This is a genomic window from Pseudomonas sp. MDV22-iso1 (genome assembly GCF_058145095.1).
This window is the reverse complement of record NZ_JBYVMF010000017.1, coordinates 121,961-145,772: the sequence shown is the minus strand read 5'-3', so window position 1 is coordinate 145,772 and position 23,812 is coordinate 121,961. Positions and strand designations below refer to the sequence as shown.

Annotated in this window: 18 protein-coding genes and 2 pseudogenes; 14 read left to right on the top strand and 6 right to left on the bottom strand. The window is 55.0% G+C overall.

All coding sequences use genetic code 11. The features are described 5' to 3' along the window. Positions 1-272: hypothetical protein (locus AC3ZVB_RS19720; protein ID WP_490147484.1), on the top strand; the 272-nt coding region annotated here is incomplete at its 5' end. Positions 273-461: 189 nt separating this feature from the next. Next, entirely contained in the window at positions 462-1,373 is a 912-nt protein-coding gene (locus AC3ZVB_RS19715) for an SDR family oxidoreductase (protein ID WP_490147483.1), read from the top strand. 57 nt (positions 1,374-1,430) lie between these two features. Here the strand turns inward: AC3ZVB_RS19715 and AC3ZVB_RS19710 are convergent, their stop codons facing one another. Genes AC3ZVB_RS19710 through AC3ZVB_RS19700 form a run of 3 tightly spaced genes read right to left on the bottom strand, consistent with a single transcriptional unit; the run spans position 1,431 to position 3,655 of the window. Further along, positions 1,431-1,721, bottom strand: a complete 291-nt coding sequence (locus tag AC3ZVB_RS19710) for a bacteriocin immunity protein (RefSeq protein WP_490147482.1) — start codon at positions 1,719-1,721, stop codon at positions 1,431-1,433. Then, positions 1,693-3,168, bottom strand: coding sequence for an S-type pyocin domain-containing protein (locus AC3ZVB_RS19705; protein WP_490147481.1), 1,476 nt, complete (start codon positions 3,166-3,168; stop codon positions 1,693-1,695). Before AC3ZVB_RS19705 ends, AC3ZVB_RS19710 begins: the two co-directional genes overlap by 29 nt. A 10-nt stretch (positions 3,169-3,178) precedes the next feature. Continuing rightward, a complete protein-coding gene (locus AC3ZVB_RS19700; RefSeq protein WP_490147480.1) occupies positions 3,179-3,655 on the bottom strand; it encodes a hypothetical protein in 477 nt (158 codons plus the stop codon). Positions 3,656-4,544: 889 nt separating this feature from the next. Between AC3ZVB_RS19700 and AC3ZVB_RS19695 the strand changes: the two genes are divergently transcribed. From AC3ZVB_RS19695 to AC3ZVB_RS19680, 4 genes are all read left to right on the top strand, one after another. Then, positions 4,545-6,338 carry a DUF1302 domain-containing protein gene (locus AC3ZVB_RS19695; RefSeq protein WP_490147479.1) on the top strand — a complete coding sequence of 598 codons (1,794 nt, stop codon included), beginning with the start codon at positions 4,545-4,547 and terminating at the stop codon, positions 6,336-6,338. A 22-nt stretch (positions 6,339-6,360) separates the two neighbouring features. Then, a complete protein-coding gene (locus AC3ZVB_RS19690; RefSeq protein WP_490147478.1) occupies positions 6,361-7,728 on the top strand; it encodes a DUF1329 domain-containing protein in 1,368 nt (455 codons plus the stop codon). Positions 7,729-7,869: 141 nt separating this feature from the next. Next, positions 7,870-10,422, top strand: coding sequence for a LuxR C-terminal-related transcriptional regulator (locus AC3ZVB_RS19685; RefSeq protein ID WP_490147477.1), 2,553 nt, complete (start codon positions 7,870-7,872; stop codon positions 10,420-10,422). A 196-nt stretch (positions 10,423-10,618) separates the two neighbouring features. Beyond that, the gene (locus AC3ZVB_RS19680) at positions 10,619-13,063 is read left to right on the top strand and encodes a dermonecrotic toxin domain-containing protein (RefSeq protein WP_490147476.1); all 2,445 of its coding nucleotides are present in this window, start codon (positions 10,619-10,621) and stop codon (positions 13,061-13,063) included. 12 nt (positions 13,064-13,075) lie between these two features. On the opposite strand, the gene AC3ZVB_RS19675 is transcribed toward AC3ZVB_RS19680, so the two are convergent. Continuing rightward, entirely contained in the window at positions 13,076-13,867 is a 792-nt protein-coding gene (locus AC3ZVB_RS19675; RefSeq protein WP_194691371.1) for an IclR family transcriptional regulator, read from the bottom strand. Between the two features lie 167 nt (positions 13,868-14,034). On the opposite strand from AC3ZVB_RS19675, the gene hmgA reads away from it, so the two are divergent. From hmgA to maiA, 3 genes are read left to right on the top strand one after another with little or no spacing between them, the layout of a single operon-like run. Beyond that, positions 14,035-15,339: a homogentisate 1,2-dioxygenase gene (hmgA, locus tag AC3ZVB_RS19670; RefSeq protein ID WP_490147475.1), complete on the top strand. Its 1,305-nt coding sequence runs from the start codon at positions 14,035-14,037 to the stop codon at positions 15,337-15,339. Positions 15,340-15,342: 3 nt separating this feature from the next. Then, positions 15,343-16,647 carry a fumarylacetoacetase gene (gene fahA / locus AC3ZVB_RS19665; RefSeq protein ID WP_490147474.1) on the top strand — a complete coding sequence of 435 codons (1,305 nt, stop codon included), beginning with the start codon at positions 15,343-15,345 and terminating at the stop codon, positions 16,645-16,647. Between the two features lie 12 nt (positions 16,648-16,659). Next, the gene (gene maiA, locus AC3ZVB_RS19660) at positions 16,660-17,295 is read left to right on the top strand and encodes a maleylacetoacetate isomerase (protein WP_490147473.1); all 636 of its coding nucleotides are present in this window, start codon (positions 16,660-16,662) and stop codon (positions 17,293-17,295) included. A 142-nt stretch (positions 17,296-17,437) separates the two neighbouring features. Here maiA and AC3ZVB_RS19655 read toward each other — a convergent pair whose 3' ends face one another. Further along, positions 17,438-18,241, bottom strand: a complete 804-nt coding sequence (locus tag AC3ZVB_RS19655) for a SirB1 family protein (protein WP_490147472.1) — start codon at positions 18,239-18,241, stop codon at positions 17,438-17,440. 174 nt (positions 18,242-18,415) lie between these two features. Here AC3ZVB_RS19655 and AC3ZVB_RS19650 point away from each other — a divergent pair, with 174 nt between their 5' ends. Next, positions 18,416-19,435: a Glu/Leu/Phe/Val dehydrogenase family protein gene (locus tag AC3ZVB_RS19650; RefSeq protein WP_162437286.1), complete on the top strand. Its 1,020-nt coding sequence runs from the start codon at positions 18,416-18,418 to the stop codon at positions 19,433-19,435. Positions 19,436-19,611: 176 nt separating this feature from the next. Here AC3ZVB_RS19650 and AC3ZVB_RS19645 read toward each other — a convergent pair. Then, positions 19,612-19,851: pseudogene (locus tag AC3ZVB_RS19645) on the bottom strand (YebG family protein); the annotation flags it as partial. A 307-nt stretch (positions 19,852-20,158) separates the two neighbouring features. Here AC3ZVB_RS19645 and AC3ZVB_RS19640 point away from each other — a divergent pair. From AC3ZVB_RS19640 to AC3ZVB_RS19625, 4 genes and pseudogenes are all read left to right on the top strand, one after another. Next, positions 20,159-20,401, top strand: a pseudogene (locus tag AC3ZVB_RS19640) (phosphate-starvation-inducible PsiE family protein); the annotation flags it as partial. Positions 20,402-20,544: 143 nt separating this feature from the next. Further along, entirely contained in the window at positions 20,545-20,994 is a 450-nt protein-coding gene (locus AC3ZVB_RS19635) for a phosphate-starvation-inducible protein PsiE (protein ID WP_032870643.1), read from the top strand. A 200-nt stretch (positions 20,995-21,194) separates the two neighbouring features. After that, positions 21,195-22,676, top strand: coding sequence for an AAA family ATPase (locus AC3ZVB_RS19630; protein ID WP_490147471.1), 1,482 nt, complete (start codon positions 21,195-21,197; stop codon positions 22,674-22,676). Then, positions 22,676-23,569 (top strand): HNH endonuclease, encoded by an 894-nt coding sequence (locus tag AC3ZVB_RS19625; RefSeq protein ID WP_490147470.1) that lies wholly within the window; start codon positions 22,676-22,678, stop codon positions 23,567-23,569. The genes AC3ZVB_RS19630 and AC3ZVB_RS19625 overlap by 1 nt, the downstream gene beginning before the upstream one ends. Positions 23,570-23,812 lie beyond the last annotated feature (243 nt).

The following is a 23,812-nucleotide window of genomic DNA, read 5'->3' as shown; positions in this document are numbered from 1 at the left end:
ATGCCGGGTTGCCCACTGCGCAGAACCTGCGCTCGGCCTTCCCATGGGGCAAGAAATTCAAGATCAAAAGCAGATCGAAAGCCAATGCGAGGCGGCCTGACAGCCGACCTGACTTTGCGGGCGTGCCCCGCTCAACGTTATCCCTGCAGGAGGGGCGCCACGTCTTCGACGCCACGCTGTCGCGCAAGGAACTGGGTGCTCGCCGCATTGGATGTCTAAAGATGAGTAAAAAGCTCATTTTTAAAATCAATGGTTTAACGTTTGTTCCATAAGAGCTGTCGAGTGCAACGAGGCTGCGATTCTTTCAAATTCCCCCGGTCCCATTTCCAATCCACAATCCCGACCGCATCATCCCCCTGCCTTATCGCGCACCATTCAGCCTCACCTGTGTTCATTGTGACCAGCAACGCCGTGCCTGACACTCGGACTCATCGTCCTTTGTTCTGCTGGAGTTAAACCCCATGAGTGAGTCTGTTCGCTTCGAAGATAAAGTCGTGATCATCACGGGTGCCGGCGGCGGTCTCGGCCGAGCTCATGCTCTGCTGTTTGCCAAACAGGGCGCGCGGGTGCTGGTCAACGACCTTGGCGGCTCGGCTCAAGGCGAAGGCGCCAATGCTTCAGCGGCAGACCGGGTAGTGGCGGAGATTCGCGAGGCGGGCGGCGTTGCCGAGGCCAACCACGACTCAGTGACCGATGGCGACAAAATCGTGCAACACGCTCTGGATGCCTTCGGCCGTGTCGACGTCGTGGTCAACAATGCCGGGATCCTGCGCGACAAGACCTTCCACAAAATGGAAGACGCCGATTGGGACCTGGTCTACCGCGTCCACGTCGAAGGCGCCTACAAAGTTACTCGCGCCGCCTGGCCGCACCTGCGCGAACAGAACTATGGCCGGGTGATCTTCACGGCGTCGACCTCGGGCATCTACGGCAACTTCGGCCAATCCAACTACGGCATGGCCAAGCTCGGCCTCTACGGCCTGACCCGCACACTGGCCATTGAAGGGCGCAAGAACAACATCCTGGTCAACGCCATCGCCCCGACCGGCGGCACACGCATGACCGAAGGCCTCATCCCGCCTCAAGTGTTCGAACAACTCAAACCGGAACTCGTCAGCCCGCTGGTGGTGTACCTCGCCAGCGAAAACTGCCAGGAAACCTCCGGGCTGTTCGAGGTCGGCGGCGGCTGGATGGGCAAAGTGCGCTGGGAACGCAGCCTGGGGGCAGGGTTTGATCCGCGGGTTGGATTCTCCCCCGAAGATGTGGCGGCGCACTGGCAGCAGATTTGCGATTTCGAAGGGGCGGCGCATCCGAAGGACAATATTGAAGCGTTGAAAGAGATGATGGGGAATTTGCAGAAGTATTCGATGTAACAAACTGAAAAGGGGGAGCAAGTGAGAATACTTGCTCCCCCTTTTTTCGCGTTTCTATTACTCAGCTTTAAAGCCTGGTTTTCCGTTCGCGACTCTCCAGGTCTTGATGGTATTCAATACCCCTTCGGGGCTATCTTCGGCCCCGGCTGATGGGTAGTACATAACGTCTGAGCCGTTAGGATGCTCAGAGGTATTCACGATGGTTTCAACGATTTCATCGAGCTCGGCTTCCGATGTGTAATCACCAGTGAACAAGCGCTGGATAAGAGTCTTGTATTCGGATTCTGTGTAATCTTCCAATTTCTTTTTAAGTGTCATCTTAATTTCCCCCTTTGCTGGAGTGGACATTGATATGCTGCTTCGGTCCCAATATTCGAATGTTGTCAATATTGTAGACCTCTCCGTCTTCACTAATAGGCTTCACATGGTGGAGTTCGTACTTTGTCCTTTTTCCAACTTGATCGGCTTGAGGTGCTTTTGCGGAAAGCCCTTTTTCCATTTCTAGTTTTGTTGGCCGAGGTAAATGGGAACTCAAGGTAGGATCCGCCGCTACTGCCTTCCAAAACTCTCGACGAAACGCGCTGAAGCTGGAAAATTGCTTTCCTCGCAGTTTATCCGCGATGTTTGTTGGAATGGGTGATCCTTCTTGCGATAAGGCTGCGCCTAGCCAATTTCCCGAAACCGCCTCCCCGGATCCGCTTGCTACACCAGGTTCATTCCGCCGATCCCTGAACATCGTATAGATCGGGGGTATCCCTGAGTCTGCAGGGAAAACGGTGATGAAGCCTCCCAAACTATCGAGATCCAGCTCAGGGAATGCATCTATGCGTCCTTCGAGGGCAGTTACGGTAGCGCCCTCATAGACAACAATGCCCGGCTCGGTCGAGGGCAGTGACGTTGAGGCGTCACCCGGCTGAACAATCGGCGTCCATGTCATCCCTATGGATGGCAGGCCAGGACTTTGAGTCGTGTAGACCTTCCGGGTTGGATCGTATGTAGCGAGTTGAACCGGCACGTCATAAGGCGCCGTCGTGCCGTTCATGGCGACCACGAAGTACTCGATGGTGCTGCCGTCAGCTTTTGAGCCGATGCCAACCGTCAGTTTGACTTGGCCGCCTGAGGGCGCATTTGCGCTCAAGTTCTGATCGGTAGCCGGCGAGAGGTCTGAAAGCGGAACGCTTAATGAGTAGAGGTCGCTATTGCCCAGAGGCGATGGGTACACCAGTGCCGCAAACCCGCTGGCCACGGCCCCCGCTGAGCCGACGGCAGCCGAGACTGTTGCGGTTAGTGCTGATTGAATAGCGGATCTAACTGCCAGCGATGTGGCCTGACTGACCACCAACGTTCCGGCTGTGCCAGCGAACAGGGGGCCGGCTGCCGCTGTCGCCCCCCCCATGGCCAGCGTCGTTTTTCTAGCGTTCTCTTCCGCTCGGCGCAGTTCTTCGAGTCGCTGCAACTCTGCCAGTGCTTCGAGGTGCGCCCGTTCTGCAGCGACTTGCTGCGCCGCTGCCTCTGCCGCAATGCGTGCTTGTTCTTCGGCCGCTTGCCGGGCTTCTTCCAAGGCTGCAAGTCGGGCTTGCTCCCGAGCGCGGACTTCTGCTTCTTCATTGATCCGTGCCAGTTCGGCAGCGACTCGCTGCGCTTCCTGCTCGGCTGCTGCCCTTGCTTGCTCTTCTGCCTGGGCCGCCATTAGAAAATTCTGGACATTGACTTGCTGCTGGCTGAGTAAAGTCAGACTTTGCGATAACAACTGGGCGTTATGAGCAGCCCGGTACGAGCGATACCATGCCTGCATGGCAATGCCTTCAGGCCCGGGCCTCTTTTCTATGGTTGTAGCTTTTCATGAAGTCATTGACGTGCCTGTTGAATGGGCTACCTCCGAAAAACTCATTGGCGATTGCTGTTTGGTCGTGAAATTCAGCGGCTATGCGTTGAGTGAGTGTGTTGCGAACATCCAGCTCTCGAAGAATCGCTTGTACGGGTGGAAGTTGCTCGGTTGAGCCTTCTAATCGGACGGCGGCCAGTTCGTTTTCAATTGTTTGTGGCAGTGCAATGGTTTTGGCGTCATATTCCTGAGCCATTAATTGTGAATTATCTTGGATGGTGTACAAGTTTTTATGATAAGTAGAAACAGAAGCGCCGTATTTTCCGCCGTTGTTTGGTGTTGGGCGAGCACGATTCATATGGTCGGGAGCAAGCCCGACTGTTTCTATGGCTGTTTCAAACTCGATAAATCCAGGTCTTGATGTTTTTTCTACTATGACCACTGGTGGTTTTTGCATATTCATGTCCTTTGAATGTGCGCGCATTTTCGGGGAGGGATGATCCGTTAAGTGAAAGAATTATCAATACTGCTGCGTGCAACCTAAAGTTACAGCGAAACTAAAAAACATGGGTCTGAGAAGGGTGTAGGTTTCTGCTTGAAGGTTTGAAGGTGTTTTCCATGAATATGGATATGTATAGAATTGTCTGCAGCGCAGGTAAATAAATCCTGCGTTCTTGAAGTATATGAATATAGGACGGCACTCTTGTCCGAAGCGCCATTTGATACTGCGCTACAAAACCAGCGCCCATAAAAAAGGCCGCTGCAAACGCAGCGGCCAAAGTAAGACGTTGGATCAAGGAGCTACAAATCAACGTCTGTGTACACGGGGCGAAGAACCGGAAAACTCAATTCATCTGAAATCGGTAGATATCGGCGTGGACTGAACACACGCATCGTTACTGGCATCCAGGCTGTTTCCCTGAGAGCCCGGCAAGAATAAAGCCTTGTCTGCAAAGGAAAAATAGCGAATCCGGACATGCACTGTTGCAGCCTGAGCAACAGTCCCCAGTCACCCACGATCCTGTAGCAGCTGCCGCAGGCTGCGTCCGGCTGCGCAGCAGTCGCGAAACCAATCACCGCGTTGTATCAGGAAAAAACTGCCTGCCGGAATTGCGACTGCTGCGCAGCCGGACGCAGCCTTCGGCAGCTGCTACAGGTCGGGGTTCGTACGCGCCATGCGATTCATTGATAACGCACAATCCAGCCCATTCATACCCCGCGCAAATCCTGATTCCACAACGCCATTCATCCTTTAGAGCTACACCGCGAATACCTCCTTCGTGCGCTTATCGCTCCCGGTCTGCAGCAGTAGGGTGTGGCCTTCTGTCACTCACCGGGGAAGACGCATGACAAAAACAACAATGCGCGCCATCTTCACGCCACAGGCGCTGGCCGCTGCGGTGGCCATGGGCTGCTGTGCCCAGGCGCAGGCTGTTTCGTTCAACATCGGGGAAATTGAAGGGACGTTCGATTCTTCGCTGTCGGTGGGCGCGAGCTGGGGCATGCGTGATGCCGACAAGTCGCTGGTGGGCACTGTAAACGGCGGGACGGGCCAGGCTTCGACCGGGGATGACGGGCGGTTGAACTTCAAGAAAGGCGAAACCTTCTCGAAGATCTTCAAAGGGATACACGACCTCGAACTCAAGTATGGCGACACCGGCATGTTCGTTCGAGGCAAATACTGGTACGACTTCGAGCTGAAGGACGAGGACCGTCCCTTCAAGCCGATCAGCGATCACAATCGCAAAGAAGGCTCCAAGTCTTCGGGCGCTCAGATTCTCGACGCCTTCGTCTATCACAACTACTCGCTCGCCGATCTGCCGGGCACGGTGCGCGCCGGTAAGCAGGTGGTGAGCTGGGGCGAAAGCACCTTCATCGGCAACTCGATCAACAGCATCAACCCGGTCGACGTCTCCGCGTTCCGGCGCCCGGGGGCCGAGATCAAGGAAGGCCTGATTCCGGTCAACATGCTGTTCGCCTCCCAGGGGCTGACGGACAAGTTGACCGTAGAAGGGTTCTATCAGCTGGAGTGGGATCAGACCGTTCTCGACAACTGCGGGACGTTCTTCGGCGGTGACGTGGCCGCGGACGGCTGTACCAAGGGCTATACGGTCGCGAGCCCGGCCATCGCGCCTTTGCAGCCGATCGCCGCAGCCTTTGGTCAGGGCTTCGAAGTCACCAGGGAAGGCGTGGTGGTGCCCCGTGGCGGCGATCGCGATGCCCGCGATTCCGGGCAGTGGGGTACGGCGCTGCGCTGGCTGGGTGACGACACCGAGTACGGCTTGTACTTCATGAATTACCACAGTCGCTCCCCGAATGTGGGGACCACGACCGCTGGCCTGGGGACGCTCGCCAGCCTTCCGGGGATCGTCGCCACCGCTAACCGTCTGGCTCCCGGCACCGGCGCGGCGCTGGCCCAGAGCGTGATGCTTGGTCGCGGCCAGTATTACCTCGAATACCCCGAGGACATCCGTTTGTACGGCGCGAGTTTTTCCACCACCTTGCCGACCGGTACGGCGTGGACCGGCGAAATCAGCTATCGCCCCAATGCGCCAGTGCAAATCAACAGCACCGACCTGACCCTGGCCATGCTCAACCCGATTGCGGGTGGCGCCGCTTCTCCGATTGCTTCCGCACCCGGTGCCGACAACAAGGGCTACCGTCGCAAGGAAGTGACGCAGATCCAGAGCACCCTGACGCACTTCATCGATCAGGTGGCGGGTGCAGACCGTCTGACCCTGGTGGGCGAGGCGGCCGTGGTTCGGGTCGGTGGATTGGAGGCGCGCTCCAAGCTGCGTTATGGCCGCGACTCGGTGTATGGCCAGTATGGTTTCGGCGGGGACACCGATGGTTTCGTGACCTCGACATCCTGGGGTTATCGCGCTCGCGCCATCCTCGATTACAACAACGTGATCGCCGGCATCAACTTCAAACCCAATCTGTCGTGGTCCCACGACGTCTCCGGTTATGGCCCCAACGGGCTGTTCAACGAAGGCGCGAAGGCCGTCAGCGTCGGCGTCGATGCGGACTACCGCAACACCTATACCGCGAGCCTCAGTTACACCGATTTCTTCGGTGGTGACTACAACACGCTGGAAGATCGCGACTTCCTGGCGTTGAGCTTTGGCATGAACTTCTGATCTGGCTGACAAGGATAATTTTATGCGCACGATGATTCTGCAATGCGGCGTCCTGGCCCTGAGCCTGCTGGCTGCCAACGTGATGGCTGCGGTGTCGCCGGAAGAAGCGAACAAGCTCGGCACCAGCCTGACGCCGCTGGGAGGCGAAAAAGCCGGGAATGCCGACGGCTCCATCCCTGCGTGGACGGGAGGGCTGGCAAAAAATGCCGGTGCCGTGGACAGCAAAGGTTTCCTGGCCGACCCGTTCGCCAACGAAAAACCGCTATTCACAATTACTGCGGCGACGGTCGACAAGTACAAGGACAAGCTGTCCGACGGCCAGATCGCGATGTTCAAGCGCTATCCGCAGTCTTACAAAATCCCGGTCTACCCCACGCACCGCACCGTTGCCGTGCCAGCGGAAATCAACGAGTCGGCCAAGCGTAGCGCCCTCAATGTGACGCCGATCAACGACGGTAACGGACTGGCCAACTTCACCGGCAATCGCTATTACGCTTTTCCGATACCCAAGAACGGCGTCGAGGTCATCTGGAACCACGTCACCCGTTACCACGGCGGTAACCTGCGTCGCACCATCACCCAGGCAACGCCGCAGTCCAATGGTGACTTCACGGTTATCCGGTTCAAGGACGAAGTCGCCGTGCCTTCGTTGCTGGGGGACCTGAAGCCGGGCAGCGATGAAAACGTGCTCAGTTATTTCAAACAGGAAGTCACCGCGCCCGCGCGACTGGCGGGCAACGTGTTGCTGGTTCACGAAACTCTTGATCAGGTGAAGGAACCGCGCAAGGCCTGGATTTACAACGCCGGACAGCGGCGTGTACGACGGGCGCCGCAAGTGGCCTATGACGGTGTGGGCACGTCGTCCGACGGCCTGCGGACCACCGACAACTTCGACATGTTTTCCGGTGCTCCGGACCGTTATGACTGGAAGCTGATCGGCAAGAAAGAAATGTACATTCCGTACAACAGCTACAAACTCGATTCGCCTGACCTCAAGTACACCGACGTAATCAAGGCCGGTCATATCAATCAGGACCTGACCCGCTACGAGCTGCACCGGGTCTGGGAAGTCGTCGCCACGGTCAAGCCCAACGAGCGGCATGTGTACGCCAAACGGCACATGTACATCGATGAGGACAGCTGGCAAGTGGCGCTGGCTGACCACTACGACGGACGTGGCCAGCTATGGCGGGTCGCCGAAGGGCATGCGCAGTTCTACTACGATCACCAGGTTCCGGCGTACACGGTCGAGGCTTTGTATGACCTGATCGCCGGTCGCTACATCGCACTGGGAATGAAGAACGAGGAGAAGCGCAGCTTTGAATTCAACATCGATGCAAAAGCAGGGGACTACACCCCGGCAGCCCTGCGGAGTACAGGCGTGAGGTAAACGTCCTACAGGCTCTTACACAAAAAGGTGACCTCGCGGTCACCTTTTTTATGGCGGTTGATCAGTGCGCTGAATACTTCTTCAACAAGGCCTCGCGAGAAGACTAGGGTGGCGCCACAACGATAAAAAAGGCGCACCACAATGACTGCCATGACGCCATGTCTGGACCGTCCTGGACACTTGCCCCGATTAGCCTCCCATCACCTGTCTCGCACGCGGTTGATCGAGCCTTTGCTGGCGTCGACGGCCCGGGTGAAATTGTGCTGTGCGCCTGCCGGTAGCGGCAAGAGTGCCTTGTTGGTCGAGTGCCTCTTACGGGCGCCCGAAGGAACTCAAGTCTGTTGGCTGGCGTTGGCGGGAGAGGCGTTGAGTGCGGCCGATTTTCGACAGCGGCTGGCAGAAGTGTTGGGGCTTGCCTCGCCGGATAAGTCAGGTTTTCTATCGTCCCTGACTCGGTTGCAGACGCCCGTCTGGGTGTTTCTTGATGACTATTGCCGCATTCGCTCTGCGGAACTTGACGAATGCCTCGATCAAATACTGGCCGCCAGCAGCCCTATGGTCACCTGGTGGGTCAGTGGTCGCCGCCGTCCGCAGATCAACTGGCCCCGGTTGTTGCTCAATGACGAACTCTACGATTGCGAGCCCGCCACGCTCGCATTCAGTCAGTCTGAAGTCGAACAGTTGCTGCATTTTCTGGAGCCGGAAAAAGCCGTAAAAGCCGCCAGCAGGGTATTTCAGCTAAGCGGCGGCTGGTGTGCCGGTGTCAGGATCGCCCTGCTGCAAAAATGCGATTGGACTCGTAATGTCGCGCTGGGACGAGCGGACACCCTGCATGATTATCTGGAGCACGAACTGTTCGGCAGTCTGGCACCCGAACTGAAGGAAACCTGGACGGTGCTGGCGCATCTGCCGCGATTCAACAGCCGATTGTGCGAGCATCTGTTTGGCGCGGGCGAAGGCATTCAACTTTTGCAAACGCTGCAGGAGTTGGGTTGTTTTATCGAGCCCTGGCAAGACTCCACAGACTGGCTGCAGATATTCGCGCCACTGACGCGATTGATGCGCGAAGAGCCATGGCCCGAAGGGCGTTCCTGGCATCGTCGCGCCTGTCAGTGGTTCGCGGGCGAACGTGATTGGAAAGCCGCGTTTGAGCAGGCATTGCTGGCTGAAGAATTCGAGGTCGCGGTGAGCCTGCTGCAGCATTTTAATTTCGCGCATTTGTTCGAGGCTCAGACGGTGACGCTTCTGTTGCAACTCCACGAGCAACAGAGCGAGACATTGATGTTCGGGTCGCCCCAACTCATCGGTTTGATCACTGCTGCCTTGTTGTTTGCCGGACGATTCGAACAGGCAGGTGAATCCATCACGCAGTTGTCACGTTTCACGCCTCAGCCTTCGGAATTTCTTCAGCGGCAACTGATAGCACGCTGGCAGGCGCAACAAGGTTGGTTGCTGCATTTGCAGGGGCGCATGGACGCTTCCCGTACGCACTTGCTGGACGCGTTGGATGAACTGGATCCGGAGCTCTGGACTGCACGGCTCATGTGCTTGTCCGGGTTAACCCAACAGGCCCTGCTGAGGGGTGAACTCGACGTTGCGCAGGCACTTAACCGAGAGGCGTTATGCCTCGCTCGAGCGCAAGGTTCATTGGTGTATGAGGCGTTGCTGGAGCTCGACCACGCACAGTTGCTTGAACAGCGGGGGGCGTTGGGCAGAGCAGAACACCTGCTCGCCACTGTGCACGATCTGCTCTGTGCACAAAAACCGCTTGCCGAGCCCTTGCTGGTACGGATTGCCCTGCATCGCGGGCGCTTGAGTCTGTGTCAGGACCAGGAAATACAAGCGGCCATGTACTTCGAGGCAGGCCTGCAGATTTGCCTGCGAAGCCAGGACAAGCGAGCGCTGTATGGCTTTCTCGGCTTGGCCAAACTGGCGGCCAACCAACAGGATTACGCCCAGGCATTTGTCCACCTGCGTGATGCGGAACGTCTGATGCAACAACGGCGGATTCCAGACACAGTCTACCGCGGGGTCCTGCTGCAGTTGAGCTGCCATTTCTGGCTGCAGCAGGGCCGGCCGGAGCTGGCTCACGAAGCGTTGACCCGAGTGTTGCGTCACTATCACGGTCCCCACGCACGCCAGGCTCCTCCGGCGACGCTGGAATTGATTCCCGGTCTGGAATACCTGCGGGTCCTTGCAGAGGTTTATCTGGGCGTGGCGCAATCGCCGCTGGCGCAGCTTGAGACGTTGTCGCAGTGGGCTGGACAACGGGGGATGGTCGGGCTGCAAGCGCAACTGCTGCTGGCACTGGCTGAGGTTGCGTGGCTGACTGGCAACGCGCAAGTCGCCCGGCAAGCGATGCAGGACGGATTAGCAATCGTCGAGCGTTGTAACTTTCGACAAGCTTTGCGCGATTTGAAACTGCGCCAGCCACGGCTGCCTGAGGCCATCGATATTTCGGAGTCGGGCAACGTTCAGGACACGATGGCCTCACCCCGGACCTGCTTGAGTCATCGTGAAATAGAGGTGCTCACCTTAGTCGCTCAAGGCAACTCAAACCAACAAATTGCCGACTTGCTTTTCATTTCACTGCACACGGTGAAAACCCATGCGCGACGAATCAATGGCAAGTTAGGCGTGGAGCGTAGAACCCAAGCGGTGGCCAGAGCGAAAGTTTTAGGAATTGTTGTTTGAAGTGTAAGCAGGCACTTTGCCTGCTCGCGAACGCACACAAGTTTTGAGTTGAGCTCTACCGGAGTGTCCGTTTATAAGTCATGCGCCGTGAAGTTGACTGTCTGCTCACCCTAAGTATCGGATGACTGCTTGGCAACGGCATTAACTTATAACTGTAGTAACGGTTTTCGTTGCGACGTATGCAAAAGGAAAATGCATGGACACTAATGGATTAAACAAGGCCGGCGGTGAAGGGCAAGCGATTGCTCAACTGTCGAGGCCAACCTTCGCCACCCAGTTTCATGAGTTGCCGGATTGGCTACAGCGTGCCGGGGAAGATGATCGCCAGTATTACTTTGAAGCTGAACAGACGCTGGCGGCAGGAGAGGCAGCGCTGGATCAACTGCTTGGAGAAACCAAATCCCTTAAAGCGTTCGCAAGATTCTACGCGCAAGAGATCGTCAGGCTCATGACCGGTGAAGTTGTCGACCCGGATGAAATCTTCGTCAACGTCGGCCATTCCTTTTTCGTTGGGAAACAGAAGGTCGTGCAGTCCAATCGACTGACGCTTCCCGAATTCATGCTCAACGATATGAATGACGCCACCACCGTTCCACTGGAAATCAGTCTGGAGGGGGAACTGATTCCGTCCAGCTTGAGCGTCGACGGTATTCTGGACGCGATGGGCGATGCGAGCATGCGCGCGCTTTACGCTGAAAAATTCGAGAAGAAGTATACCGACGAGGTTGTACTCCAGGCCTGGCAACACATGCTGGAAAGCCGCATTCGCCTGAGTGTCTTTAGTGCGAAGTTACAGGGGCATATCAGTGATGAGGCGCTGAGGACTGTGACAAGTGCCGGGCAGGATGACAGCGAGTCTTTCATGGGGGACCTGACGCTTGGACCTCTGAAAACCGCGGTCCGGGGCATGATTGTCTATTGCGGCCCCAAAGGTGAAGAAGGCTTTTGCGCTCTTTACGCGCCAGAGGCGCCGGGTGGCAGGGGGTGGTTTGAGTTTGCGAGCTTCAGACAGCTGAACGCCCATCTATTTGACTGGATCACTCAACCCGAGGGGCGCAGCCACCTGAGCGGACAGTCTCAAGCCCGTGAGCGTGACAGCGCCGACGCCTACATGCGACGTGTACTGGAGCTGCCAAGTCAGTGGCTCGGCATCAAGCACAACACCTGGTCGAACAGTGGAGAAGGTGTATTGCGCGAGGCCGTTATGCAGAATGTCGGTTGGCTGCGAGGGGAGTTAAACGCTGTTGTCCCTGCGGGATATCGTTCGGCAACCGTCGGTCAACGGCAATACTTCTCCCGGATAAATACCGAACTGAAAGGTTTGACCCACCTTGCCAACGGCGCTGCAGCGCTGATCAGCTACGAGCAATTTGCCTATGATCTGATCAAAAAACGCGCTGAAGAGGTGCTGGCACAAAATGGCGAGACGGTAACGGTGGACCCTGACCTGATCATGGTGGCGCTGGCTCCTTCGCAAGAGATGACCTTGTCTCAGCTCATCATCACCGAACGTCACATCACTGAAGAAAGCGGCCCTGAACATAGCCCTGGTCTCTACCCGGCGATTCGGTTGTTACCCGGTCATCCACCTGTTTCCAGCTTGCTGCTTAAATACGTGCCGGGCTGGTCGAGGACATTGCGACCGGGTGAGAAGTACATTGCAATGTTACGGTCCAGTTACCTGAACAAAGACGCCCCGGGTTATACATTGAAACGCGATGTGCACGTGAATGTGCAATTACATGAAATGCATCGTGCGGCGTTGGCGGAACTGTTCAGTGGTTCTCTGGACCGTAGTCAATACAAGCAGATTGAGTTGCTCATTAATCAGTTGCGCGAACCGGAGCCTGCCGTAACTCATGAAGATCCTGAGATTACCTGGCGCCAAGCTGTTTACGCCTTTCATTTGAAAGGCTGCCGGATCGAAGGTGTTTATGTGTTCCGCTTCATGAGTGCTGAAACCCGGCAGGACTTCTTGTATACCCCTGCATCGCCAGATGGCAGATTGTTCAGGCTAATGGGCGAGTTTTGCGATTCGGTGAAGACCGGCGGGCTTGGAAGTTATTACACCGACCGAGCCAAGTACACCCGGCAGAAAGTCGTCAATGAGTACATCAATAGTGTGCAGCGGGGCAGCGCAGTAGTATTGCCGTCGTTGCAAATCGATAGTCGTGTCAGCGATTTCTCACGGTGTTACGCGGATAAAATCAATCAGATCATCAACGGCGTTGACGCGAAAACCACCAGTCTCATGGAGATTGTCGGAAAAATCGTATACGACACCGCCGTTGCGGCAGTCGCCATCGTTAGCATTCCGTTCGCGCCTATCGGTCTAGGACTGAGCGCTGTAGTCATGACAAAAGCGGTCATTGACGGGGTGGAGGCTTACCAGGAAAGCAATTATGAACAGTTGTTTTCAAGTTACCTTGATTGCATGTTGGAACTGACCACTATGCGCATCGGCCACTTGGGCTTCTCCCTGGTGCAGAAGGCGATTGCCAGACAGTTGGGCAATGTTAATACCTGCATGGGTGCCATTTCAGCTTGCACAGGAAAAACGATGGATCTCGCCGTCGCCACGGAACTGATGAAGCAGGCGCTCGCCGAGCCCGATTCAAATGACAAGACCCTTCTGGCGTGACTCTACAATGATTTAACCAGCGCTGGCGGGTGGTTCATAACCCATCCGCCAGCTCACGGCCTGCGTCGCCGTCAATAAGCGCTGTGCGGCGGGACCGTTTTCATCGGCATGAAACAACGATGCCGGACCTACGATGGTCAACACCGCCACCACCTGTCCAACCGCATTGAATACCGGTGCCGACAAGGCGTCGACACCCGGCATCAGCAAGCCATGTACATGATGCAGGCCACGCTCGCGGATCTGTTCGCACAAGGTCGCGTAAACATGATCGTCTGCCAGCGCATGGGCATTCGCGCTCTTCAGTTCCTGTTCACGCAGATCCAGGGTTTCGCGCTTGGGAAGGTAGGCGCCAAACACCAGCCCTGTGGAGGAACTGAGCAGCGGCAACACCGAACCCAGTTGCGTGACCACTGTCACGGCGCGTACCGCCGGTTCGATATGCACCACCGTTGCGCCCTGATTGCCCCACACCGCGAGAAAACAGGTTTCGTTCAGCTCGTCGCGCAACTCGGCCAGGGGCAGGGCGGCGACTTTCAGCACGTCCATACTGTTGAGTGCCGCCAATCCCACACGCAAGGCTTCACGGCCGAGGCCGTAATGGTTGGTGGCGGCATTCTGCTCGGCAAACCCGCTGGCAATCAGCGCCTGCAAGTAACGGTGAACCTTGCTCGCCGGCATTTGCACGTGTTCGGCCAGGCGCGACAGTGATGTCGAGGGGGACAACTCGGCCAGCGCTTTGAGGATGTCGGTTCCGACCTCGGCCGAGCGGACTTTCTGTTTGCCGTTGCTTTCGCTAGTCATGGGGAGGCGGTGTGATCCAGGGACGAATGGGCGTCTTTATAGCTTGACGGTCAATACCAATCAAATTACGTTATGCGTAATCGAATTACGATAAAAATAACCCGGGCGTGCCGATACCTCTTCGATAGAGCGACAGGCCACGGCCTACTCCCTGTTCAGGAGGCTCCATGAACCTCGATTCAACGGCGCCCGCGCTGGCTTATCAGTCCGGCTTCGGCAATGAGTTCAGCAGCGAGGCATTGCCAGGCGCGTTGCCCGTCGGACAGAACTCCCCGCAAAAAGCCCCCTACGGTCTCTATACCGAATTATTCTCCGGCACGGCATTCACCATGGCCCGCGCCGAAGCGCGCCGGACGTGGATGTACCGCATTCAGCCGTCGGCGAACCATCCGGCGTTCGTCAAGCTGGAGCGGCAACTGGCGGGTGGCCCATTGGGTGAAGTGACCCCCAATCGTCTGCGTTGGAACCCGCTGGACATCCCGGGTGAGCCGACTGATTTCATCGACGGCCTGGTGAGCATGGCCGCTAATTCGAGCGCGGAAAAACCGTCCGGCATCAGCATCTATAGCTACCGGGCCACCCGCTCCATGGAGCGGGTGTTTTTCAATGCCGACGGCGAGATGCTGCTGGTGCCGGAACAGGGTCGACTGCGCATTGCCACCGAACTTGGCGTGCTGGAGCTCGAACCGCTGGAAATTGCCGTGTTGCCCCGTGGCCTGAAATTTCGTGTCGAACTGCTCGACCCGCAAGCGCGCGGCTACCTCGCCGAAAACCATGGCGCACCGCTGCGTCTGCCAGACCTCGGCCCGATCGGCAGCAACGGCCTGGCCAACGCACGGGATTTCCTGACCCCGGTCGCGCATTACGAAAACCTCAAGCAACCGACCACGCTGGTGCAGAAATTTCTCGGCGAGCTGTGGGGTTGTGAGCTTGATCATTCGCCGCTGAACGTGGTGGCCTGGCACGGCAACAATGTCCCGTACAAATATGACCTGCGCCGTTTCAACACCATCGGCACGGTCAGCTTCGATCATCCTGATCCATCGATTTTCACTGTCCTGACCTCGCCCACCAGTGTCCACGGTCTGGCCAATCTCGACTTCGTGATTTTCCCGCCACGCTGGATGGTGGCCGAGAAGACGTTCCGTCCACCTTGGTTCCACCGCAATCTGATGAATGAGTTCATGGGCCTGATCAAAGGCGAATACGACGCCAAGGCGGAAGGTTTCGTCCCCGGCGGTGCGTCCCTGCACAGCTGCATGAGTGCCCATGGGCCTGACGGCGAAACTTGCACCAAGGCGATCAACGCTGAGTTGGCCCCGGCGAAAATCGACAACACCATGGCCTTCATGTTTGAAACCAGCCAGGTGCTGCGCCCGAGCCGTTTCGCGCTGGACTGTCCGCAGCTGCAACCCCATTACGACGCTTGCTGGGCCTCGCTGCCCGCCACTTTCGACCCGACCCGGAGATAACCCATGACTCAGACTTCCATCACTCGTAGCTGGGTTGCCTCTGCCAACGGCCATGTTGATTTCCCGCTGCAAAACCTGCCATTGGGCGTCTTCAGCGTGAACGGCGGCGCACCTCGCAGTGGTGTTGCCATCGGCGACCATATCTTCGACCTGGAAGCGGCACTCGATGCCGGGCTGTTTGAAGGCACCGCGAAAGCGGCGGTAGAAGCCACTCGTGGCGGTCAACTGAATGCATTTTTCGAGCTGGGCCGAGAAGCACGCGTGGCCTTGCGTGAACGTCTGCTGGAGCTGCTGAAAGAGGGCAGCACCCTGCATGGCAAGATGGAAGCCCAAGGCGCAAAACTGCTGCCAGTGGCGGCAACCTGCACGATGCACTTGCCGGCGAAAATCAATGATTACACCGATTTCTATGTCGGCATCGAGCACGCACAGAACGTCGGTAAGTTGTTCCGCCCGGACAATCCCTTGCTGCCGAACTACAAGTACGTGCCGATCGGTTACCACGGCCGTGCTTCGACCATCCGCCCATCAGGCACCGATGTCCGTCGCCCTAAAGGCCAGACGCTGCCGGCCGGTCAGACCGAACCGACATTCGGCCCGTGCGCACGCCTGGATTACGAACTGGAACTGGGTATCTGGATCGGCCAGGGCAATGAGATGGGCGACTCGATCGCCATCGGTGACGCCGCCGATCACATTGCCGGTTTCTGCCTGCTCAACGACTGGTCCGCGCGGGATATCCAGGCCTGGGAGTACCAGCCGCTGGGTCCGTTCCTGTCGAAGAGTTTCATCACCAGCATTTCGCCCTGGGTGGTGACGGCCGAGGCACTCGAACCGTTCCGTCGTGCGCAACCAGCGCGTCCTGAAGGGGACCCACAACCACTGCCGTATCTGTCAGACGCGCGCGATCAAGCGGCTGGCGGCTTCGACATCGAACTGGAAGTAATGCTGCTCACCGAAACGATGCGCGAGCAGAACCTGCCCGCCCACCGTCTGACCCTGAGCAACACCCAACACATGTACTGGACCGTGGCGCAGATGGTCGCGCACCACAGCGTCAACGGCTGCCAGTTGCAGGCCGGTGACCTGTTCGGTTCGGGCACTTTGTCAGGTCCGGAGAGTGGTCAGTTCGGCAGCTTGCTGGAAATCACCGAAGGCGGCAAAAAACCAATCGAACTGGCGTCAGGCGAGGTGCGTAAATTCCTCGAAGACGGTGACGAAATCATTTTGCGCGCTCGTTGCAGCCGTGACGGTTTCGCTTCCATCGGTTTCGGCGAGTGCCGCGGCAAAGTGCTGCCGGCGCGCTAAGAGGGGCGGGTCATGGAACTCTATACCTACTACCGTTCGACAACGTCTTACCGCGTGCGGATCGCTTTGGCACTCAAGGGCCTGGACTTTCAGGCGCTGCCGATCAACCTGATCGCCCCGCAAGGAGGCGAGCATCGCCAGCCGCCGTACCTGGGCATCAATCCCCAGGGCCGGGTGCCGGCCTTGCGCACGGACGACGGTGAGTTGCTGATCCAGTCGCCCGCCATCATCGAGTACCTGGAGGAGCGTTATCCACAGGTGCCGTTGCTGTCCAGGGATCTCGTCGCTCGTGCCCGCGAGCGCGGCGTCGCGGCAGTGATCGGCTGCGATGTGCATCCGCTGCACAACGTCAGCGTGCTCAACAAGCTTCGGCAGTTGGGCCACGACGAACCGCAGGTGGTGGAGTGGATCGGACACTGGATCAGCCAGGGCCTGTCGACGGTGGAGCAGCTGATCGGCCTGGAAGGTTACTGCTTCGGCGCCGAGCCGGGTCTGGCGGACTGTTACCTGATTCCTCAGCTGTATGCGGCCGATCGGTTCAACATTTCACTTGAAGCGTATCCACGAATTCGCCGGGTGGCGGCACTGGCGGCCACTCACCCGGCTTTCATCAAGGCTCATCCGGCGAATCAGCCGGATACGCCCTGAACCGTTATACCTGTTCCTGTGGGAGCCGGCGGTGCGACGGTTCGACTTGCCCGCGATGATCGATAACGTGGTCAGTCTGTAGACCGCGGTGCCTTTATCGCGAGCAGGCTTTACTCCCACTGGAGGACATGGGATTGATGAATCAGTGGACGATGGAGTTCGGAGGCAGATGCCCGAGCCGCTCAGTCAGGCGAATCCGTTGAATAGGATCGTCGCTGAGCATCAGCGCATGCTCCAGATCGAAGCGCTCGGCGTTAGGGCAGTCCAGGCGTTGATAGAGACTGGCCCTGGCCAGGTAATCGGCGGCGCTGGCATTTCCCAGTTCCAGCACTCGTTCGGCATCGATCAGGGCACCAATGTAGTCATCGTGGGAAAGGTGCAACTGACGCAGGTTGCGTGACAGGCGTTGCAGCATCTGGACGGGCGCGGCGGTGACGAGGTGCTCGGCGCTGAGTTTCATGCTCGGACCGTACTGGCGTTGCAGCAGCTCGCGGCAGTCGTTGGGATACAGACGGCGGCCGCCACAGGGGTCCAGGAGATGATCGGCGCCCGGTACGCGCAGCAGAAAATGCCCGGGGAAGTTGACCCCGACCATGGGAATCTCCAGGCATCTGGCCAGTTCAAGTGCAATCAAACCCAGGGCCAGCGGTTGCCCGCGCCGGCGTTCCAACACTTTGTCGACCAATGCTGCTTGCGGGCGCAGGGGCGAGAAATCGTCCTGTGCAAATCCCAGGTCATTCATACGGCGCAACAACGGCTGGGCCAACTCGCTCACCGGTAACATTGGCAGGCCATGACTGACCCGCTGTTGCAGGTCTTTGAAGTCTTCCAGCACCAAGCCGGGATTTACTGCTTTGTCATGCTCGGCGGCGATCCACAGCGCCGCTTCGAACAGCGCGGGCGGTGATCGTTGCAGGCATTCGAAAAAGCGTTGGCGAGGCGTCATCAAAATCTCCGAGGGAATGCCTCGTTTTAGCCCCGTCTCCATCATTCGTCCAGTACCTCGCCAGGTTATGTCCGAAAGCCTGAATGGCGGCGCCGCTTATTCCGGCGCGCTCCAGCAAATTTCGGGCGCGAGCCTATACTGGCGACTACAAGTCGTGATTCGGGAGCCCCTACGATGTTCGCTCTCATGCAAAGCAATCGCCTTGAATCGCTGCATCTGAGCGTTGACCCGATGACCGGGTTGAAGGCGGTAATTGCTATTCATAACAGTCGCCTCGGGCCAGCGTTGGGCGGCTGTCGTTACCTTACCTATCCTGACGACGAATCCGCTGTCGAGGACGCGGTGCGCCTGGCCCAGGGTATGAGCTACAAAGCCGCGCTGGCGGGGCTTGCTCAGGGTGGTGGTGTCGCGGTCATTGTCCGCCCCGTGCACGTGGAAAGTCGCGCGGCGCTGTTTGAAGCATTCGGCCGCTGCATCAACCAGCTCGACGGTCGATACATCACGGCCATCGACAGCGGCACCTCGGTCGCAGACATGGACTGCATCGCTCAACAAACCCAGCACGTCACCAGCACCACCTCGGCCGGCGACCCGGCGCCGCATGCCGCCATGGGCGTGTTCACCGGGATTCGCAGCACCGCGATGGCCCGGCTGGGTAGCGACAATCTTGAAGGCCTGCGAGTGGCGATCCAGGGTCTGGGCAACGTTGGCTATGCGCTGGCAGAACAACTGCACGCCGCTGGCGCCGAGTTGCTGGTCAGCGACATCGACCACGGCAAAGTGCAATTGGCGATGGAGCAGCTCGGTGCTCATCCGATCGCGAACGATGCACTACTCAGCACACCTTGCGACATCCTCGCGCCGTGTGGCCTGGGTGGCGTCCTCAATCGCCACAGCGTTGCGCAATTGCGTTGCTCGGCGGTGGCCGGTTCGGCGAACAATCAGCTGACGCATCTGGACGTGGCGGATCAACTGGAGCGGCGCGGCATTTTGTATGCGCCGGATTATGTGATCAATGCCGGTGGGCTTATCTACGTGTCACTCAAACATCGTGGCGAAGAGCTGACCACTATCACGGCGCACTTGTCGAAGATCAGTTCACGACTGACCGAGGTATTCGCTCACGCCCAGGCGGAAAAACGGTCGCCAGCGCGAGTGGCGAATGAATTGGCGGAGAGAGTGTTGTACCGATAGAAAGATGAAAATGAAAAAGGCCCTGAGTCATCTCTGACTCAGGGCCCATTCAATTCTGGCGCTGCTTACTTCGGCGTCTTGGCCGCTTTGGCAGGCTTGGTCGGCGTAACGGCTTCAGCCGGTTCGGCGACGTCGGCAACTTCAACCGGTGCAACGACTTCAACAGGCGCGCTCAACAGCTCGGAAAGGGCATCCGGCTGGCTCTTGAACGCTTTGGCGAACACATCGCGGTTCTTCGCCATGTAGATCCCGGCTTCTTCCACTTGCTGTTCGGTCAGGGACGGAACAGCTTTTTGCAACACTTCGGCCAGCAACTCGGCCAGTTCGAGCATTTTGTCATGACGGTCAGCTTCGGCTTTATCCATGAACAAGCGCTCCAGATCTCGGCTGCTGCGGTATACCACTTCGACGGCCATTCACCACCTCACATGCCTTCACATTAAGTTGTCTTATTCGACCACTGTATTTATATACAGCGAAAAGGATAAGCGAATCCCTGCGCTTTGGGTAGTGGCTTTTCAATGTAGACCGAATTCAGGTGGTCTGCGTAAACCTGTGGGAGCCGAGCTTGCTCGCGATGAGGACCGCGAATCCGCCCCAAAAGTGTCCAATAGCAGCCCATCGCCATCTCACCCAACAGCCTCTGGCCTTTTTTCTGCTTGCAGAACAACCGTCACGTCCAACCCGCATCATCCGGTCGAACCGACCTAAGGAAGAAACATCGTGAAAATCAATTGGGCCGAGAAGCTGCGGCAGAACGTGCATCAACTGGCCGAATCCCTCGGCAATCTCTTCGTTGAGACGTTCCACTACCTGGCGCTGTTCGCCATCGGTGCGGTGACCGCGTATGCCGCGGTGATGGAATTTCTGGGGATGATCGAAGAGGGGCACATCAAGATTGATGACATCTTGCTGCTGTTCATCTACCTGGAACTGGGGGCGATGGTCGGGATTTATTTCAAGACGAAGGTGTACGTTACTAACATTCCTCGCGGTAGCTGCCAGATGCTTGCAAGTCCTGATAATGCTGGGGCATGGCGTGCATGACCCGCTTCTGATACGCGTGTGATTGGCTTGATTCGCTCAATTTCTAAACAGTGGTGGGTACGATGACGCAAGAAGTGAAATGGGCTGAAAGCCTGCGTAAAAAGCTGCATGGTGGTGCTGATTCGATTGGCAATTTATTCGTAGAAACGTTTCATTACCTCGCCCTTTTCGCAATTGGATTAATCACCGTTTGGGCTGGAGTCTCTACATTTATAGGTATGCTTCAACAGCCGAAAATATCGGTTGATGATATTTTGCTGCTCTTTATCTATCTAGAGTTGTTAGCCATGGCGGGCATTTATTTTAAAACTAATCACATGCCCCTGAGATTTTTGTTGTACATCGGCGTAACCGCATTGATTCGATTGTTGATAAGTGATGTTTCTCATCACAATGCGCCGGATACGGGGATTCTTTACGTGTGTGGTGGTGTGTTGCTGCTGGCGATTTCGATTTTGGTGGTTAGGTATTCGTCTTATAAATATCCATCAGTAAAAGAAAAAGCAGACTAACCTTGTTATCAGGCATGATCAGGTTGCAAAATGGTAGTAAACGATCGATATTTTAATCAAAGCGGAAATAATGGGAATTTGATTAACTATCATAAATGGTCTTGTCTCGCGGAAAGCACCAAAATTTTGGTGAGTAGCCCTAGCGGTAAGTGAGGATTGTTCCGATTCACTAAGCGTTGGGCATTTTTAGGGAGGAACTTATGCGTTTTATAGTTGGACAGCCTGTTCAGTACTCTGGTGAGTCAATTGTCTATCTGACACCAAATACGAGATGGAACGACTACTCCTTTGTTACGGGGTTTCATGCCTACGTTTCTCGCGATGATGGTATTAAGGATGTAGGGGAAGTAAAAATTGGTTTTTTTGGTCAAAGTACAGAGAACTCTACTTATAGCGTTATTGACAAAGATTTCGGCCTGCTCTCTGATAAATTTTTCTCTCTAGGCCAAAACCCTGACTATTATTCAAATTTATTACGTTTATTTGGGCATGAAACCGTAGGCGACTGCCTCTCTGCTCTAAAAGATGTTGTTTATAATGACAATATATTTGAGAGGTCATATAGAGAAAGAGTTTTTATTGAGTCGCTGTCTCGATTTGTCAGTATTTCAACAATTAAAGGTCAGTTTAGAGAGATTTTGTCAACAGGCGTTTCGTTGGAAAAATATGGTTTCTTGTACTGTCACGAGTCTGGAGAGTCTCTTGATTTTCAAGTTGTACCAGATTCTAAGCCGCCGACAAATGTGCATGCTTTGATTGGGAGGAATGGGGTAGGCAAAAGTTATATACTTCAGACGATTGCGTCATCTATTGATAAAAGAGATGGTAGAGTCGTGAAAGTAAATGGGGATAATGTAACTGCATTTGATTTTGGGCAGTTGCTTTATTTTTCTCTCGGCGTGTTTGGTAGTCCTCTTGAATGTGTTGACTTTAATGACTCTAAGATAAGAATTGAGAGAACTAAAAAGAAATATATAGGGATATATAATCAAGAAACTAAAAAATTGAAAGACATAGCTATAGAAATGTCTGAAGAGTTTTCTGTTTCGATTTATAATTGCCTCCACGGGTCAGAGGTAAAAAGAGATCGCTGGTTAAACGCGGTGAGGGTGCTAGAAGCGGATGTTAATTTTAAAAATTTAAATTTGAGTACATTGGCTTTCTATGAGACCGAAAGCGAGCTAAAAAAAGAGGCGTCCTCAGCGTTTTCATCTCTGAGTTCTGGGCATGCAGCCGTTCTTTATTACGTTACAAGCGTGGTTGAGTTAGTTGAAGATAAGACCATATGCTTGTTTGATGAGCCTGAAAACCATCTTCATCCACCGCTGCTTGCCGCGTTTATAAGAGTTCTTTCTGAAGTCTTGTCTACTAATAACGGTATTGCAATAGTTGCCACTCACTCTCCTGTAGTTCTTCAAGAAATTCCACGTTCTTGCGTTTGGCGCGTCAACGGAGGGGGTGAATTTGCTAGGCCAAATATTGAAATATTTGGTGAAGGGGTTGGCGAGATTACATCTGATGTTTTTAATCTGGATATGAGGAATTCTGGCTTTTACTCTCTTGTTGAAGCGGATGCTAAGACTTTAAAAAGCTACAAGGGGGTTATGAGCTTATACAAGGGGCAGGTCGGTTCAGAGGGCAGGGCGGTTGTAATAGCTTCTATTCCTCGGGGTGATGGCTGATGAAAAAAATCGTATATAAATTCGATGAGGTCTTTGCTGCTTGTGTTAAGGGAAAAAGATATAAGAATAGAGAACTTTCTAGGGAGGAGATAAAGTTAAAAAAGTTTCTCAGAGGGGCTCATAAAGTTTTTCGCATTCATGGCTTTTATAATATTTTTTATTTGTATAGAGACGAGTCCATATCTTATGGCTGGAATAAAGATTTTTTGATTTCTCTGTATGAGAAAAAACTTGTACCTAAGAAGGTTGCAGGAAGGTTTTATTATGATAAATTAAAGTTGTTGGCTCCAGATAATAAATGCCAGATATGTTTGTATGGAGGGGCGGATAGTCTTGATCACTACCTTCCTAAAGAGTTTTTTCCGTCTCTGTCAATTTCTTCTTATAATTTAATTCCAAGTTGTCTGTCGTGCAACGGTAAGAAGTCCACATATGTACCTAAAGCTGAGTCGGAACAGACAATTCACTCCAGGTTCGACAAGTTTTTTCAATCTGATTGGCTGGACGCTTTTTATTCTGATTCAGAAGGAAAGGTTGTGTTTAGTCCAAATAAGAGAAATTATCCGAAGGGAACTGTTGCCTATTCTCGTATTTCTAATCATATAAAAGTTCATAATCTTGACACCTTATATGAAGCGCTTGCTTTGAAAAAATTAAAAGGCTTGGTTGCTCTTGCTAAGAAAACTGGCCAGGAGTTAAGAGATATCGTAACTTTGGAGATTGACAAGATTAAGGATAACTCAGTCAGTTATTCATGTGCGCAGTTTACGTTTGATCAATGGAAGTTAGCAGCTTGCAAAGCACTTCTTGACTCCGAATATTTTCTAGCTAATGGGGTAAGAATTTTTGGCGCTTTGGACAGATACTATGTACCAGATTATGATTTTGAATAAACTTTCCTAGGCGATTTGTCGAGGAGATCCATCATAATTGGATGTCTGCTTTAGAGAAAAAAAGCGCACATCAAAAAATGGAATTAATGCACATGAAATAGAGCCCAGCGTATCTTGCCGAGGGTGATGGAATTTTTAACATATTGCGTTTGTGCTTCTTATGCTTCATGGATTCTTGATATGGGGCATTCCCGTGGATGGCGGGTGAATTTTCAAAGCAAAACTGTTAAGTATTTTAAATTC